General features: G+C 73.7%; 14 protein-coding genes and 1 pseudogene. 7 read left to right on the top strand and 8 right to left on the bottom strand.

All coding sequences use genetic code 11. From position 1 onward, the window contains the following. Positions 1-87: 87 nt before the first annotated feature. Positions 88-231 carry a hypothetical protein gene (locus ACFXGI_RS25945; protein ID WP_229343462.1) on the bottom strand — a complete coding sequence of 48 codons (144 nt, stop codon included), beginning with the start codon at positions 229-231 and terminating at the stop codon, positions 88-90. Between the two features lie 277 nt (positions 232-508). On the opposite strand from ACFXGI_RS25945, the gene ACFXGI_RS25950 reads away from it, so the two are divergent. Next, complete coding sequence (locus tag ACFXGI_RS25950; protein ID WP_384711139.1) at positions 509-1,051, top strand: GNAT family N-acetyltransferase; 543 nt, start codon at positions 509-511, stop codon at positions 1,049-1,051. A 33-nt stretch (positions 1,052-1,084) separates the two neighbouring features. On the opposite strand, the gene ACFXGI_RS25955 is transcribed toward ACFXGI_RS25950, so the two are convergent. Beyond that, a complete protein-coding gene (locus tag ACFXGI_RS25955) occupies positions 1,085-1,927 on the bottom strand; it encodes a hypothetical protein (RefSeq protein WP_384711142.1) in 843 nt (280 codons plus the stop codon). Between the two features lie 159 nt (positions 1,928-2,086). Between ACFXGI_RS25955 and ACFXGI_RS25960 the strand changes: the two genes are divergently transcribed. Then, positions 2,087-2,554 (top strand): peptidase inhibitor family I36 protein, encoded by a 468-nt coding sequence (locus ACFXGI_RS25960; protein ID WP_384711146.1) that lies wholly within the window; start codon positions 2,087-2,089, stop codon positions 2,552-2,554. 28 nt (positions 2,555-2,582) lie between these two features. On the opposite strand, the gene ACFXGI_RS25965 is transcribed toward ACFXGI_RS25960, so the two are convergent. Continuing rightward, complete coding sequence (locus ACFXGI_RS25965; protein ID WP_384711149.1) at positions 2,583-4,055, bottom strand: sialidase family protein; 1,473 nt, start codon at positions 4,053-4,055, stop codon at positions 2,583-2,585. 363 nt (positions 4,056-4,418) lie between these two features. Here ACFXGI_RS25965 and ACFXGI_RS25970 point away from each other — a divergent pair. After that, a pseudogene (locus ACFXGI_RS25970) lies at positions 4,419-4,703 on the top strand (COX15/CtaA family protein); the annotation flags it as partial. A gap of 184 nt (positions 4,704-4,887) precedes the next feature. Further along, on the top strand, positions 4,888-5,247 hold the full coding sequence (locus ACFXGI_RS25975) for a hypothetical protein (protein WP_384711251.1): 360 nt from the start codon (positions 4,888-4,890) through the stop codon (positions 5,245-5,247). Positions 5,248-5,277: 30 nt separating this feature from the next. On the opposite strand, the gene ACFXGI_RS25980 is transcribed toward ACFXGI_RS25975, so the two are convergent. From ACFXGI_RS25980 to ACFXGI_RS26000, 5 genes are all read right to left on the bottom strand, one after another. After that, the gene (locus ACFXGI_RS25980) at positions 5,278-6,231 is read right to left on the bottom strand and encodes a hypothetical protein (RefSeq protein WP_384711152.1); all 954 of its coding nucleotides are present in this window, start codon (positions 6,229-6,231) and stop codon (positions 5,278-5,280) included. Beyond that, complete coding sequence (locus ACFXGI_RS25985; protein WP_384711155.1) at positions 6,228-6,566, bottom strand: PadR family transcriptional regulator; 339 nt, start codon at positions 6,564-6,566, stop codon at positions 6,228-6,230. The genes ACFXGI_RS25980 and ACFXGI_RS25985 overlap by 4 nt, the downstream gene beginning before the upstream one ends. A 61-nt stretch (positions 6,567-6,627) precedes the next feature. Continuing rightward, positions 6,628-9,546 carry a BTAD domain-containing putative transcriptional regulator gene (locus ACFXGI_RS25990; protein ID WP_384711158.1) on the bottom strand — a complete coding sequence of 973 codons (2,919 nt, stop codon included), beginning with the start codon at positions 9,544-9,546 and terminating at the stop codon, positions 6,628-6,630. Between the two features lie 427 nt (positions 9,547-9,973). Then, positions 9,974-11,611 (bottom strand): BTAD domain-containing putative transcriptional regulator, encoded by a 1,638-nt coding sequence (locus tag ACFXGI_RS25995; protein WP_384711161.1) that lies wholly within the window; start codon positions 11,609-11,611, stop codon positions 9,974-9,976. Positions 11,612-11,704: 93 nt separating this feature from the next. Then, positions 11,705-12,163, bottom strand: coding sequence for a hypothetical protein (locus ACFXGI_RS26000; RefSeq protein WP_384711163.1), 459 nt, complete (start codon positions 12,161-12,163; stop codon positions 11,705-11,707). A gap of 239 nt (positions 12,164-12,402) precedes the next feature. Here ACFXGI_RS26000 and lanKC point away from each other — a divergent pair, with 239 nt between their 5' ends. The 3 genes from lanKC to ACFXGI_RS26015 all read left to right on the top strand — a co-directional run bounded on the left by lanKC (position 12,403) and on the right by ACFXGI_RS26015 (position 15,298). After that, on the top strand, positions 12,403-14,970 hold the full coding sequence (lanKC, locus tag ACFXGI_RS26005) for a class III lanthionine synthetase LanKC (protein WP_384711166.1): 2,568 nt from the start codon (positions 12,403-12,405) through the stop codon (positions 14,968-14,970). Between the two features lie 59 nt (positions 14,971-15,029). Beyond that, positions 15,030-15,131 (top strand): class III lanthipeptide, encoded by a 102-nt coding sequence (locus ACFXGI_RS26010; protein ID WP_199813779.1) that lies wholly within the window; start codon positions 15,030-15,032, stop codon positions 15,129-15,131. A gap of 62 nt (positions 15,132-15,193) precedes the next feature. Next, positions 15,194-15,298, top strand: coding sequence for a class III lanthipeptide (locus ACFXGI_RS26015; RefSeq protein WP_199813778.1), 105 nt, complete (start codon positions 15,194-15,196; stop codon positions 15,296-15,298). The last annotated feature ends 147 nt before the right edge of the window (positions 15,299-15,445 follow it).

Consider the following 15,445-nt stretch of genomic DNA (forward strand, 5'->3'; position numbering starts at 1 on the left):
CTGGAAAACAACCCTCCACTGAGGGTGAGACGGCGGGGCGGGGATCAGCGTGACGCTGACCCCGGCACGCGGCTGGCTGTCCTGGGATCAGAACTCGCCGTGCTCACCCGGGCTGGCGAGCGCCTGGGTCATCGACAGGGCCTCCTGGCCCGTCTCGGTGGCGTCGAGGGCGCGCAGGTCCTCGACGATGGTGTCGATGCGGACGAGCTCGTTGTCGGAGATGTTGCTCATGGAATTTCCCCATTCCTTTTTCAGGTTTCCGGTGGCCGGGACTTTCTGTTTTCCGTTCCGACCGCCGCTCACGTGAAATAGGTTCTCGCATCGGGAAGTCGCGTAAAAGTCGCCTCTTTCCGGTACCTCTCCCCCGGTCCCCGAAAAGCGTTACGCCGGGTGTGCCGGCGATCCTCGACCGCCGCGCAGACCTCGCGGCGGGGGAAACCCGCGTGAGCCCACGACCGGCTCCCGCATATCCTGGCTCGTCCGCTACCAGCCACGGAGGTCCCCCAGCATGAGCAGCACCGCACCGTCCTTTCCCGACCGGATCGAGCTGACGGGGGAAGGCCTGGTCCTGCGCGACTGGACGGAGACGGACCTGGCGGCGATGCCCGAGCTGTTCGACCACCCCGACATCGCGTACTGGACCCCGATCGTCTCCCCCTTCGACGACGAGGCGGCCCGCACCCGCCTCGGCCGGGCCCGGCAGCTGCGCACGGACGGTACGGCCCTGCTGCTCGCCATCACCGTCGACGGCGGTGCGCCGCTCGGCGAGGTCATGCTGAAGCGCGCTCCCGAGGGCACGGAGCTCGGCTACGCGGTCGGCCCGGCGCACCGGGGCCAGGGCCTGGCCGCGCGAGCGGTGCGGGTGATGGCCGCGTACGCCTTCGAGCAGCTGGGCGTGGACCGGGTGATCCTGGAGCTGGAGGCCGAGAACGCCTCCAGCGTCGGCGTCGCCACCCGTGCCGGATTCCGTCTCCTCGACGTGCCGTTGATCAAGGGCGAGGAGAAGGGCCGGCCCTACGTGCTCCAGACCTGGGGCCTGGACCGCCCCTGACCCCGGCACGCCCGCCCGCTTCGACGGCGGCTCCTACGGCCGTTCGAAAGCCTGGAGCACGCCGCCGAGCGAGAAGCAGAGCGCGCCGGACAGCGTCCCCCAGTTGGCGATGTCGGTGTTGACCAGGCTTCCGGTGGCGGGCCGGGTGAACGCGGCCAGCGCCGAGACCATGAAGAGCACCGACCCGAGCTGGTTCACGGCCACGACCCACCAGCCGAGACTGCGGGAGCGGACGCAGGGCCGGGACCGGTGGCAGATCTCGGCGACCGCGAGATGCCCCGAGACCAGGAACAGCACGCATCCGATCACGTCGGGGGTCCAGATCAGCCGGTTGGTCTGCTGGACGGTGAGACCCTGCAGGAAGGAGTCCAGCAGGTTGACGGCGAACACGAGCGTCCCGACGAACAGGACGAACGTGCTCAGCCAGTCCAGGCGCATCGGCTCGTACCCCCACCACCTCCAGTCCGCCGTGACCAGTGGACCGCCTCCCGCGGAGTGCCGGGGCGCGTTCAGGACCTGCAGGAGCGAGGTGTAGCCGCCGGTGTTGAAGAACAGGCCCCCGGCGAAGTAGACCGATGCGCTAGCGACCGCGTCGCCCGAGCCGAACTGGGCGATGGCGGCGCCGAGGGCGAAGAGCGCTCCGCCGATGACGAACGCGCCCGAGGCGATGGCGTTGAGCCTTCGAAGGCGGCCGGAGGCTTCGGCATCGGCGGCCGAGGCCGTGGCGAGCGTATCGCCCGGACCGCGGACCGACAGCGCCCCGCGCTTGCGCGCGAGCCGCGAGTCCCACACCACCGTCGCCCCTTCGGGGCGCTGCCAGGTGAGCCGGGTGGTGAACGGTCCTGCGCCTTCGGCGCGCTGCTCGGGCTGTCCCACGGCCCGAGCGTAGTCCCGTGTGCGGCGCGCGACTCACAGTGAAACGTCAACACCCAGGGTGTCCGGTGGTGCGATCAAGGCGGAACGGAGGTGCGATGGAACAGCGCCCGCGGGCCGTCGCGCGGACCGCGGTTTCCCCGAGAGTGGGCGGTGATCCCCGTGACGACCGTACGCGCAGCGACCGGAGGCCGGCGCAGCGGACGCCGCCCGCGCGGGGGGCGGTGGAGGGTGGCGGCCGCCGCGCTCTGCGCGCTGTGCGCCGCGTCCTCCTTCGCCGCCCCGCCGTCGCGGGCCGCCCCCGCCCCGTCCGAGCCGTGCCCGTCCGGCTGGGTGTGCGGCTGGACGGGCCCCGACTACACGGGCGTGGCGAGCTTCGTGGCGCAGGACATGCCGCGGTACCCGGAGACGACCGCGTACGTCGGGTTCAACGGTGGCGCGTCCGTGTGGAACAGTGCCGGAACGTGGCGCAGCGACGGCCGGCTGTGGGGCCGGTGCGTCACCGTGTACAGCGGCACGGAGTACCGGGGGCAGAGCCGGACCGTCCGCCCCGGCCAGGGCATCGCCCGGATCCCCGCGTCGTTCGGGAACATCCACTCCAACCGGTTCCACGCGTGCCGGCTGGCGTGACCGGCCGCACGGGGCGGCGTCGTCCGGGTCAGCGGGTGCGCAGGTCGACGGTGTACACGTCCGTACGGTTGAGGGGTGCACCGGAGCGGGTCTCGGTCAGCACGGCCCGGACTCCCTTGTCGTCCGCCACCAGGCCCTGGTAGTCGCCGAGGAAGTAGCCGCCGGCGAACGGCGCCTGCAGCCAGTCGAAGATCCGCGAGATGCGCCGCTCGGTCCGGTGCTTCGGGTCTCCGTGCGGCAGCGTGGCCAGTTGGTAGGCGGTGGGCAGGGTGGTGGTGTCGCCCGGCTTGAGGAAGCGCAGGTCGTAGTAGGTGAGTGCGACGGTGCCCCGAGCGTCGACCGCGATCGACGGGGAGAAGGCCGGCACGCCCTTCGGGCTGATCAGCTCCGGGGCGCCCCACGTGCGTCCGCCGTCGGTGGAGCGCACCAGTTGGACGGAGTCGAACGCGCCGCCGGAGAAGTCCGCGCCCTCGTAGGCCATGTACAGCGTGCCCGTCTTCGGGTCGACGGCCGGGCTGGGCAGGGTGGACCCGGCGCGCAGCGCTTTGGCGGGGTCGTTCGGGTCGACCTCCGGTACCGAGGTGTCCTTGGCCACGGTGACCGGGGCGCTCCAGGTCTCTCCGGCGTCGGTCGAGGTGACCATCGCGTAGTGGGCTTCCACGACGGTGCTCAGGTCGTCGGAGTGGGTGATCCGGTCGAAGAAGTCGTACAGGGTGCCGGTGTGCCGGTCGACGACGATCTGATGGCCGATGGTCTGGGTGTTGGGAACGGCTGCGGTGTCGACGAACGGCCGGGCCTTGCTCCAGGTGCGGCCGCCGTCGCGGGTGAGTGAGATGTATCCCGGACCGTCGAGGGAGCTTGGGCCGGGCGGGTCGTTGTCGAGGCGGTTCCAGACCTGGTAGGCGGTGCCCTTGCGGACCGGGTCGGCGGTGAGCGAGGGCTTGTCGTTGAAGAACGGCTGCTCGTCGACGTGCGTGGTGGTGAGGTTGCGCCAGGTGCGGCCGCCGTCGCGGGACGTGGCGGCCAGGAGGCCGGTGCGCGTGCTCTTGGTGAAGTCGACGCCTTCCCCACTGGCGTAGACGGTGCCGTCCGGTCCGGTGCTCACCCAGGGGTCGGTGGCCCGTTCGAAGTCCGCACCGCCCGGGGCGCACAGGCTGAACGGCAGCGTGCTGCGGTGGAAGGTGCGGCCGTCCGTGCTCCAGGCGGCCGCCAGGCCGCGGGCGCCGCCGTCGTTCCAGCGGTCCTGCTGGAACACGGTGACCACGCGCTTCGAATCGCGCGGATCGACGGACAGGTACGGCTCGACCTCGGTGCCCGGGTAGACGACGCTGTCGGGGGAGCTCGCGCCGATGGTGCAGTCCGCGTACGGGTCGCCGTGGGACACCTTGGTCAACGGTGCGGTGTCGGGGCCGTGGTCCGCCGCGGCGGGGGTCGCACCGGTGACCGCGGCGAGCAGGATCGCGGTGGTGGCGACGGCGGTCAAGGGCGGGCGGACGCGCATGCGGGATCTCCTCCGGGCCTCGGCGGCCGGGGTGCGGGGCCGCCGTCGTCAGGGCGGCGTGGGGCGCGCGGGCGTACCGGAACGCGAGGGTGGGACGACTCCGCCCGATCTTTTTCGGCGTCGGGGCCGGTGCCCTTGATGGGCCGGAAGGCGGAGTCTTCCCCGTGTGCGACGCCCCGTCAGGCCGGGGGAACGCGCGGCATGGGCTGGGGTTCCGCGGTGCGGTGCGGTGCGGAGGAGCGGAACAGAGGAAGGCCGATCGTGCGAACTCCCCTCTCATGGCTTGCCGGCAGGTACTAGCTCGGGGCGAGAAGCGTCGGACGGGCCGCACCGGCTTCGGTCGTGGCAAGCATCGCGATCATCGTGACCGGCGGGATCGTCCGCGTCACCGGCTCCGGTCTCGGCTGCACCGATTGGCCCATGTGCACGGGAGAGACGCTGGCCCCCACCGCGGAAATGGGAGTGCACGGAGCCATCGAATTCGGGAACCGGCTCCTGACCGGGGCGCTGTGCGCCGTGGTGGGCCGGATCATCATCACCGCACGCCTCCAGGAAAAGCCGGTGCCGGCGGTGCTGCGCGGAGGCTGGGCGCAGTTCTGGATCGTCGTACTGAACGCGGTCGTCGGCGGGGTGACCGTGTGGATGCGGCTGAGCCCGTACATCGTCGCCGCGCACTTCCTCGCCGCGACGCTGCTGCTCACCGCCGCGGGGCGGCCGGCCCGTCGCGCGGATCCGGCCGCTGTCGGCGGCCCTGGTCGCGGCGACGGCCCTGTCGGTCGTCGCGGGTACGCTCGCCACCGGTTCCGGACCGCACGCCGGCGACTCCTCCGACGTGGCGCGCATGCCCTTCGACCGGACTTCCGTGACCGTGGTCCACGGCGTGCTGGCCGCGGTGGTCCTGGTCTTGGCCGCGGCGCTGCTGTCCGCGCTGCCCCGGGAGGGCTTCGGTGCCGCGCGCCGCAAGGCCGCCGTCTTCCTGGCCGTGCTCCCGGGTCAGGGTGCCGTGGGGCTCGTGCAGTCGCTGACGGCCCTGCCCTCGCTCGTCGTGATGCTCCACCTGCTGGGCTCGGCCCTCGTGTGGACGGGAGTGCTCCAGGTGCACTTCACGGTCAAGAGGACCGCTTCCGGTCATGCCGGCCCGCCGGGAGGTGCACCGCTGCCGCGTGCGCGGGGCGCCGCGACGCACGCCTGATCCACCCGGGGACCGGCGGTCGCCGGCGGCTCAGGTGGTGCGGCTCCGGCGGCGTTGCGCGGTGATGGCGAGGAGGGGGATCGGCATGAGCAGGCAGATCAGCACGACGTGGCTCGGGAGGGACCCCACGAGGTACGACGGCCGGCCGGCGATCGCTTCGACGCGGACGAGCGTGAACGCGGCGACCGGGATGAGCCACCGGTGGTCGCCGGTGGCCGCCGTCACCATCCACGCGGTGATCAGAGCGGCGACTTCGAGGGCGAACAGGCCCCGCTGGAAATTCGGATCGCCCGAGGTGATGTGCAGGGCGCCGGCCATGACCAGGGCACCCGCCACCGGGACGAGCCAGCCGTACGAGCGGCGGCGCAGCGGGCTCGGGCGGTAGGCGGCCAGTCCCGCGCAGGTGAGGAACAGGGTCCCCGAGAGGACGAGCTCATCGGCGCGCAGCGGAGCGCCCAGCCCGTAGTAGCCGACGCCCACGACGCCTTCGTCGCCGAAGAAGGTCGAGCCGGCGATCCCGGATCCGGCCAGGAGCATCGCCGCCGAGGCCGGCAGGGCGATCCACCGCTTGCCGCGCACCAGCGCGACCAGGCAGATCAGCGGGAGCAGGCCGTAGGGCAGGAACCGCGTCCGCGTCCCGGGGCCCCGGGTCCAGGGGAACCAGCCCGTGTCCTCGAAGCCGACGGTGTGGCCACCGGGCTCGAGCTGCAGGGCCCAGTGCCATACGTCCTGCAGGTACGGCACCAGCGCCAGGGCGGCGAGGACGAGGGCGGTCAGGTGGAAGCCGTCCAGCCACCACGGCCGGGACGTGTCCTCGACCGCGGCGCGGGCACGGGCCTGGACCCCTCCGCGCAGCAGTGCGAAGACTTCCCGCGGCGGCGGCCAGGAGCGGCCCGGGTACGCCTCGGCCAGGCAGCCCAGCACCTCCTCACCCTGCCGGGTGCGGTAGTCCTCGGGGTAGGCGGCGAGCAGGATGCGGTTCATGCCTGCACCGCCCTGAAGGAGGGACGGCCGATGACGACGGCCGCCGCTCGCTGCATGCGCAGGGCCTCCTGCCGCAGGACGGCGTCGCCGTCCTCGGTGAGGCGGTAGTAGCGCCGTGCCCGGCCGTCCACGATCTCCTCGTGATCGGCTTCGAGCCATCCGGACCGTTCCATCCGGTCCAGCGCTCCGTAGAGGGTGCCGACGGCGAGCTTGACCCGTCCGTCCGTGGCCTGCTCGGCAACCTTGATGATGCCGTAGCCGTGCAGGGGGGCGTCCTGGAGGGCCGCAAGGATGAAGTACTGCGACTCCGTCAGAGACGGTGATCGTTTCGTCATGTTCGCGAGCATATATCGACACTCGATATATGCGTGCGGGGGGCGTCGCGCACGGGCGAGGTCACGCCGGCGGAGCGGCGGGCGGCAGGAGGGGGTCGTGCGGGCGGCGGGGCAGGCCGGAGAGGGTGAGGACTTCCGCGGCCTGTTCGAGCCGGGCCGTGGCGCGTTGCCGGTCGCCGGCGGCCGCCAGTGCGCCGCCCAGGAGCCGCAGTGCCCGGACTTCGGCCGTGTGCCAGCGGAGCCGGCGCGTCGCGGCCACCGCACGTTCGCCGCATTCCACGGCGGCCGGCAGGCGCTTCCCGGCCAGTTGGGCGGCCGTCTCCGACACCAGGTTCATAGCCTCCATCGCGGGCGAGCCGTGCCGCGCTCCCAGTTCGGCGCTCTGCCGGTGCCGGTCGACCGCCTCGTCGGTGCGGCCCAGGTGGCGGGCGGTGAGTCCCAGGTTGTACAGGGCGTACGCCTCGCCGCCCTGGTCCCCCGCGTCGACGGCGGACTCGAGGGTGGTCCGGCTGATCTCGGCGGCCTCCTCGTGCCGGCTGAGGCGCAGCAGGGTGCTGACGCTGTTCGCGCGGGCGTTGCGGCAGGCCCAGTCGCTCCCGTACTCCTCGGCGGCGGTGACGGCCTGCCGGTGCAGGGCGTCGGCCTGGAGCCAGTGCGCCCGGTACTGGCACACGTGGGCCCGGCGGTTGAGGATCCCGGTGTGCACGGCTTCGTCGCTCACCGCCCGCGCCGCGTGTTCGGCGGCGTCCAGGATCCGGTCCGCCTCGTCCAGCCGTCCCAGGTGGGCCAGTGCGCTGCCGAGCAGGTGGCCGGCGCGGCCGGCCGCTCGCAGATGCCCCTGCTCCTGTGCGGTCCGCAGGATCCGGCGGAGCGGTTCGAGGGAATCGGCCCACAGGTACGAGCCCTCCAGGAGCGGTTCGACGGCGAGCGCGAGGTCGGCGGCCACGGCGACGGCCGACGGCACGGCTTCGAGGATCTGCGCGGCGACGGCGAGTGCGCAGTCGTGGTCCGGATCGACGAGGCGTCGGCGGCTGTCGGGGCGGCCGGGGCACGTGCCCGGGGGGAGCAGCCCGACGACGTGGTGGCCGGGGCGCTCGGCGGCGTGGACGGTGCGGGCCTCGGCGAGCAGGTGGTCGAGGAAGCGGGTCATGGCCGCCGCCCGTTCCTCGGGCCGGTCCTGCTCGTGGGAGCGCTCGGCCGCGAACATGCGGAGCAGGGGGTACTGGCGGTAGACGCCGGGGCGGGGCGATTCGAGCAGAGAGCGGCCGGTCAGCCGCTCCAGGAACTGTCCGGCGCGCGCCGGTGACAGCCCGCCGAGGGCGGCTGCCCCGGCGATGTCCGTGGCGCCCCCGCGAGGGAGCGCCAACAGCCTCAGCAGCCGGGCCTCTTCCTCTTCGAGCAGGTCGTAGCCGGGCCGCAGGCACGCCGTGACTCCGTCCTGCGATCCGGCGGGCGCGGGGAACACGGAGAACGGGGGCAGCGCGGGGAACGCCGGGTGGCCGCCGTCCAGGAGGCGGACGAAGTCGGACAGCGTCCACGAGGGCCGCGCCGCGAGCCGCGCGCCGGCGAGGCGCAGCGCCAGGGGCAGTCCGCCGCACCGCTCGGCCAGGGCCGCCGCCTGGTCGGACTCGGCGGCGATCCGCTGCGGACCCGCGACGGCGCCGAGCACGGCCAGTGCTTCCGGGACGGCCAGGGGCTCCAGGCGCACGCGGCGTACGGTGGGCAGTCCGTCCAGCGTGGAACGCCCGGTGACGAGCACCGCGCAGGCCGGCGTTCCCGGGAGCAGTGCCTCGACCTGGGCGGTGTCCCGGGCGTCGTCCAGGACCAGCAGGATCCGCCGGTCGGCCACGGTCGTACGGAAGAGCGCGGCCCGCTCCTGCGGACCGGCCGGGATCTGCGACGCGTGCGTCCCGAGCGCCTGGAGGAAGCCGGCCAGGACCGTACCGGGGTCCGCGGGGTCCTTCGAGGTGCCGTGCAGGCTCGCGTACAGCTGCCCGTCGGGATAGCGGTCGCGTAATCGCTGGGCGACGTGGACGGTGAGCGCGCTCTTGCCGACGCCTCCGGTGCCGGTGACGGTGACGATGGCGAGGGACCCGGGCCGGGGAGTCGTCAGCGTGTCGAGGAGCTCCGCCGCCACCTCCGTGCGTCCGATGACATGGTCCGGTGGGCAGGGCAGCTGTGCCGGCCTGGGCAGTGGCACGGGCTCCGGCAGCGGGACCGGGCCCGGCAGCGCGGTGGGGTCCGGAGTGACGGATGGTGCGCCGGCTGCGCGGGGCTCGTCGGCGGCGGGCAGTGTCCCGGGGGTCCGCTGAGGGCGGGCGGGGCGCTCGTCCCGCGCCGCCGGGGCGCCGCGGCCGCTGCGTGAGAGCGCGAGCCCGGCCAGTTCCCGCAGCCTCCCGTGGAGGGGGTGTTCCGCGCAGAGGCCGGTCAGTTCGGGGACGAGCCGGTCGTGCCGTCCCAGCCGCAGGTCGAGCTCGATGCGCTCCAGCAGCACCGACAGCCGCAGCTCCGAGAGGCGTTCGCGGTGGATCGCGGCGTGCGGGCCCGGGAGCCCTGCGAGCGGGGCCCCTTGCCACAGCCCGAGCGCCCGGGCCAGCAGCTCGGCCGCCTCGCCGGCCCCCTCCTCGGCGGTGCGCCCGCGGGCCTCGGCCACGAGCTCGTCGAACACGTCGAGGTCCAGTGCCCCCGGGGCGACGTGCAGGAGGTACCCCTGGCCGTGGGTCGCGATCCGGGAACCGAGCACGCGCCGGAGCCGGTAGACGTGCGATCTGACCGTGCCCACGGAGGCGCGCGGCGGCTCCTCACCCCAGAGCCCGTCGATGATCTCGTCGAGGTCCACGACGTCGTTGCGCCGCAGGAGGAGCATCGCGAGCAGCGCCCGCTGCTGCGGTGAGCCGAGCGGAAGCTGCACCCCCGCGCTGCGGACGCGGACCGCTCCGAGTACGGAGAAGAAGGGTTCGGACAGCTCAGCACGGTCCACAGTGGGCGCCCTCCTGGTGACGAGGTGTCCGTTCGACCGCCGGGCCCGGGAGGGGGCGGCTGGTCGGGACCGGTCCGGCCGGGATCTCTGCGGTGATCGTGCGCACGGCGCCACCTCCGTTGAAGGGCAGACGGATTCCCCCGGCCCGGCGGGTGGCAAGGGGGGGCCGACCCGCCGGGCTCGGAACGACCTTGCCAGGCGGGCCGGGTGCGTGACTGCACTCTCAAAGGATCATGTGAATGCCATGCACCTTTAGGAGGCATGCGGTGCCGGGCACCCGGCCCTCGGCCGGGTGGAGCGGGAGCTGCGCGAGGGGTATGCGGGTACGCGCGGACGCGGCCCGTCCAGGCATGTCCACAGGACGGGCATTCGTGACGAAACTCCGGCGCCGCGTCACGAAAACGGGCCGGCGACCGGCTGCCGTCCCTCAGGGCCGGGCCGGCAGGCGGTACGTGCCCGCCGCGGGCGTGTCCAGCACCCCCGCGTCCACCAGGGCCTCGGCGATGAGGGCCGCGTCCGCGCGGCCGGTGCCCAGTACGGCCGCGAGGGCTTCGACGGACGACAGACCGGCTCCGGAGCGGGCGAGCCGACGGGCGGCGGGGACCAGTGAGGGCGGCAGGTTCTCCGGGTCGGGGGCAGCGGTGTGCGGGGCAGCGGTGTGCGGGGCAGCGGTGTGCGGGGCGCCGGTGTCCGCCGCGCCGGCATCCTCCCCGGCGGGCGGGTCTTCGGCGTACGGGCGGGCGGCGAGCTCGATGCGCGTCGCGGCGGGCAGGGCGGGCGCGAGGACGCGGGAGCGGGTGGTGAGGAGGACGGCGCTGCCGGGGCCGCCGGGCAGGAGCGGCGTGACCTGGGCCGCGTCACGGGCGCCGTGGAGGACGACGAGGACCCGCCGTCCCGCGAGGGCCGACCGGTAGAGCGCGGCCCGTTCGTCCGGGTCGGCGGGGATCCGCGAGACCGGGACCGCGAGGGCCTGCAGGAGATGTGCCAGGAGCGGGCCGGGACCGGCCGGGACCGGGCCCCAGGTCCGCAGGTCGGCCGAGAGGCGGCCGTCGGGGAAGCGGTGGGCGACACCGTCCGCCACCCGCGCGGCCAGTGCCCTCTTGCCGGCCCCGCCGGGGCCGGTGATCACCAGGACGGGGACGGCGCCGCGGTCCTCCCCCTCGGCGAGGACGCTCTTCGCCCGGGCGAGTACGCGTTCCGCCGCGTCCGGGAGGGCCGTTCGCCCGCGTTCCCGGGCGAGGGGAAGCGGCGGGTGGAGGACGAAGGGCGGCGGGTCGTCGGCGAGCAGGCGGGCGTGAAGGGCCGTCAGCTCCCGGCACGGGGCCACGCCGAGTTCCTCGCCCAGGGTCCGGTGCGTGTCGGCGAACACGGTGAACGCCTCCGCCTGCCGGCCGCAGCCGTGCAGGGCGCGCATGAGCAGGGCCCGCAGCTCCTCGTCGAGCGGGGACTCCTTGGTGAGCGCCGACAGTTCGGGGATCACCGTGTGGTGCAGGCCCAGGCGCAGGGCGCAGACGATGTGCCGCTTGCGGGCGGTCTCGCGCAGGGCGGCGAGCCGGGTGCGTTCCTCTTCGGCGAACGGGCCGGGCACGCCCGCCAGGGCCTCCCCGGACCACTGGCCCAGCGCCTCGGCCAGCAGGGCGTGTTCGGCGGCGGTGTCACCACGCGCGCGGGCCTGCCGGGCAGCCTCGGCCCGCTCCTCGAAGTGCCAGGCGTCGACCGACTCGGGCGAGGTGCGCAGCGTGTACCCGCGTTCGTCGCGCAGCAGTGTCCGGGCCGGCTCCCGGGCGGCGCGGCCGGGTTCGAGCAGGGTGCGCAGCTCCCACAGGTGGGTGCGCAGGTTGCCGGCCGCGCTGGCCGGGGCGTCGTCCCCCCAGACGGCGGCGAGGAGTTCGGCCACCGTGAGCGGCCGTCGCCGTCGTAGCAGCAGGGCGGCCAGGACCGCCTGCCGGTGCGGCGGGCCGGGGCGGACCGCCGGACCGCCGGGCAGGCCGACCCGAACAGGCCCGAGCAGTCGGAAGAAGGGGGCGTCGCCGCCGTCGGGCGCGGCTGGGGTCGCTCCGCGCATCCGGCTTCCTCCGAGGTGTCGGGCCCGTCCGGCGACCTCTTCGACGGCGGGATGGGGGTCCGGACGATCAGGTCGGGCCGGGCCCCCGTGTCATCAGTTGTTCCACCAGGCGGTGACGCCCACGCCGTTCCAGCTGGCGATGACCACGAGCTCGCCGCCGGACATGCCGAGGGTGTACTTCCAGCGCCCATTGTCCTGGCACTGGGCGGTCCGCGAACCGATCCGGACGGCGTTCTGCAGTTCGTCCTCGCCGATGTGGCGTTCGGCCATCCGGTCCCGGATGTGCTGCGACAGGCTCCTGAGGCCCTGCGGGGCACTGTTGTTGGAGCAGTCCTGCGGCTCCTTGACCGGGGGGCAGCCCTGGCCGTCGTCGCGGCAGCGCATCAGCGAGATCGGCGAGTCCACCAGGTCCGCGATCGGGACCGTCGTCACGGCCTGGGTCCGGGCCTGGGCCGGGGCGGACGCCGCCGCCTGCGCCGGGGCCGCCGTGAACACCGCCGCGGAGGCGGCGAGGGCGACAAGCGCGATCCGGACGCTCTTCGAGTTGATCATGGGGGGCTCTTCCCTTGTTCCTTGACGATGCGCGGCCCCGCGGCCGCCCGGAACGAATGTCGGCGGTGGCCGTCCACGCGTGATGAGCGGGCGGCCCGTCCTGTGATCACCGGGGATGGGCGTCCGTCCATCGCACGAGGACCGGCCCGCCGCACAGTGGTGGCCATGAACGACGAACCGACCGTCCGCCTCGGGAAACCGCCGGCGGGCCACGGAGCGGATACCGGGAGGAGGAAGCGATGAACCTGGAACAGATGTACGCGTTCTGCCTGGCCGACCCGGTGTTCTTCGACGTACCGCAGCGCATCGCGGACGAGGACGAGCGCTGGACGCCGCCGCAGGTGGGCGGGGGCAGTGTGGTGCAGGACGACGCGGACGTGTGGGTGCGGGTCTTCTTCGGCCGGCCGCTGCCGCTGCAGGGCTGGAAGATCCACATATCCGCCGACGTCCCGGCCGCCCAGGAGATCCTGGACAAGGCCGCCGCGGTCTGCGCCTCCCACCGCGTCGCCTTCAAGTACCTGCGCAGCGCCCGGCTGCTCTCCGCGTTCAACTCCAAGTACGCCCACCGGGGTTCCTCGGGGAAGTTCATCGCCGTCTACCCGGCGGACGACGGGGAGCTGAAGGCGCTGCTGGACGGTCTCACGGCCGCGCTGGACGGGCAGCGGGGCCCCTACATCCTGTCCGACCTGCGATGGAGTGACAGCAGTCCGGTCTTCGTACGGTACGGGGCGTTCGCCGCGCGCTGGGCCCAGGACGGGGGCGACGCTCCCGTCCTGGCCATCGCCCGGCCGGACGGAACGCCCGTGCCCGACCCGCGTACCGCGGCGTTCACCCCGCCGCGGTGGGCTCCGACGCCCGGCTTCCTCCGTGAGCGCGTCGAACGGTTCTCGGTGATCAGCCGCGTCGACCTGCCGTACGAGATCGTGCGGCCGCTGCACTTCTCCAACGGGGGCGGGGTCTACCTGGCCAAGGATCCCGCGAGCGGCGACCTGGTCGTACTGAAGGAGGCACGGCCGCTGGCCGGGCTGGACGCCCGGGGACTGGACGCCGTCGCCCGCCTGCGGCACGAGCACCGCATGCTCACCGCGCTGGCCGGGACGGGGCTCGTACCGCGCGTGCTGGGCTACGAGACCCACTGGGAACACGACTTCCTCGTCCAGGAGTACATCGACGGCGACCCGCTGGCGAAGGCCGGCGTGCTGCGCCTGCCGCTGGTACGACCCGGCGCGACCCCGCAGACGTACGCGGAGTACACCCACTGGTCGCTCTCCATCCTCGACAAGGTCGCCGCGGCGGCCGCCGCCGTCCACCGGGCCGGGGTCGTCTTCGGCGATCTGCACCCGAACAACATCATCGTGCGCCCCGACGACACCGTCACCTTCATCGACCTGGAAGCCGCCCACCTCATCGGCGAGGAGCGCACCGGTCTGCTGGGCGCGCCCGGGTTCGCGGCGCCCGCCCACGTCACGGGCACCGACGTCGACGCCTACGGCCTGGCCGCCCTGCGCCTGGGCCAGTTCATCCCGCTGACGGCGCTGTCCGGCCCGGATCCGGCCAAGCCCGACCAGCTCGCACGATGGGCGCACGAACTCTTCCCGCTGCCGGCCGGGTACGCCCACGAAGCCGCCGCGGCCATGGCGGCGATCGCCGGAACCACCGCCGCGACACCGCGCGGACCCGGAGCGGTCGGCGAGGACTGGGAGGAGAACCGGGCGGGGCTCGTCGCCGCGCTCACCGCCTGCGCCACGCCCCACCGGGAGGACCGGCTCTTCCCCAACGATCCCGACGGGGCGCGGGAGGGCGGCGGAACCAACCTGTCCCACGGCGCGGCGGGCGTCCTGTACGCCCTGCACGCCACGGGCCACGCCGTCGACCCCGCGTGGACCGACTGGCTGACCGCCGCCACGCTGCGGGACATCGACCGTGCGCCCGTCGGCCTCTTCAACGGCTCCTGCGGGGTGGCAACCGTCCTCGACCTCCTGGGGCGGCACGAGGAGGCTACCGAGATCCTGGGCCGGGCCCTCGACCGCACCGGCGAACCGACGAGCCTCGGTCTGCTGACCGGACTGCCCGGCACGGGTCTGACCGCGCTCGGCTTCCACGCCCGTCGCGGGGACGGCGGCCACCTCGACCATGCCCGCCGCATCGCCGACCGCGTCGCGGAGCGCGTCGCCGAGCGCATCGCAGCCGCATCCGAGCGCCCGGTCGGCAAGGAACGCGGCGCGGGCCTCACCACCGGAGCGGCCGGAGCCGCCCTGTTCCTCGTACGGCTCCACGAACGCACCGGCGAACCCGGTTACCTCGACCTCGCCGAGAGAGCGCTGCGCCACGACCTCGCGCAGTGCGCGGATGTCGACGGCTCCCTGCAGGTCGACGACGGCTGGCGGTCCGTGCTCTACCTCGGCACCGGGTCCACGGGCATCGGACTCGCCCTGGCGGCCTTCCTGAAGCACCGCACCGGCACGGGACTCGGCGAGGCCCTCGACTCGATCCGGCTGGCGGCACGCGGCCAGTTCACCGTCTTCCCCGGTCTGCTCGACGGCCGCGCCGGACTGCTGTACTTCCTGACCGCCGCCGGCCACGGCGCCGACGACGCGGCCGCGCTCCAGGGGCACCGGCGCGATCTGTGGCGGCACGCCGTACCCCACGGCGACGGCCTCGCCTTCCCCGGCAGACACCTGGTCCGGCTGTCGATGGACCTCGCCACCGGTTCGGCCGGAGTCCTCCTGGCGATGGACGGCGCCCACCGCCGCACCGACCATCTCCTGCCCCTGCTCGCCGGGCCGGCTCCGGCCACCGCCGCCTGAAGCCTGCTGCAGCGGTCCCGGTCCAGCGAAACCCCTGCCACCGGAAGGAGGTGACCGACATGTCCATCCTCAACCTCCAGCAACTGGAGCTCACCGAGGAGGAGGGAGCCGCACTGCTCGCCAGCGCCATCAGCTACGCGTGCCACGGCACCCTCGCCTGAACCGTGTCCCGCCTCCGGCGGGAGCACCCGGCCCGTACGACCGCGGAAGGGAGGTGAACGACTTGTCCATCCTCAACCTCCAGCAGCTGGAGCTCACCGAGGAGGAAGGCGGCCTGCTGCTCATGAGCAGCGCCAGCTTCCAGTGCCACAACACCAGCTTCCACTAAGCCACGGGCGGCACACCCCGCCCGCACGACCGCGGAAAGGAGGTGAACGACATGTCCATCCTCAACCTCCAGCAGCTGGAGCTCACCGAGGAGGAAGGCGGCCTGCTGCTCATGAGCAGCGCCAGCTTCCAGTGCCACAACACCAGC

Source organism: Streptomyces sp. NPDC059355, assembly GCF_042752335.1.
In the GTDB taxonomy this organism is placed as follows: Bacteria; Actinomycetota; Actinomycetes; order Streptomycetales; family Streptomycetaceae; genus Streptomyces.

Bases quoted from the DNA above. Each gene is read 5' to 3' on its own strand.
- ACFXGI_RS25965 (WP_384711149.1), bottom strand. From the start codon at position 4,055: ATGCGCGTCCGCCCGCCCTTGACCGCCGTCGCCACCACCGCGATCCTG.
- ACFXGI_RS26010 (WP_199813779.1), top strand. From the start codon at position 15,030: ATGTCCATCCTCAACCTCCAGCAACTGGAGCTCACCGAGGAGGAGGGA.
- ACFXGI_RS25945 (WP_229343462.1), bottom strand. From the start codon at position 231: ATGAGCAACATCTCCGACAACGAGCTCGTCCGCATCGACACCATCGTC.
- ACFXGI_RS25980 (WP_384711152.1), bottom strand. From the start codon at position 6,231: ATGAACCGCATCCTGCTCGCCGCCTACCCCGAGGACTACCGCACCCGG.
- lanKC (WP_384711166.1), top strand. From the start codon at position 12,403: ATGAACCTGGAACAGATGTACGCGTTCTGCCTGGCCGACCCGGTGTTC.
- ACFXGI_RS25950 (WP_384711139.1), top strand. From the start codon at position 509: ATGAGCAGCACCGCACCGTCCTTTCCCGACCGGATCGAGCTGACGGGG.
- ACFXGI_RS26000 (WP_384711163.1), bottom strand. From the start codon at position 12,163: ATGATCAACTCGAAGAGCGTCCGGATCGCGCTTGTCGCCCTCGCCGCC.
- ACFXGI_RS25995 (WP_384711161.1), bottom strand. From the start codon at position 11,611: ATGCGCGGAGCGACCCCAGCCGCGCCCGACGGCGGCGACGCCCCCTTC.
- ACFXGI_RS25985 (WP_384711155.1), bottom strand. From the start codon at position 6,566: ATGACGAAACGATCACCGTCTCTGACGGAGTCGCAGTACTTCATCCTT.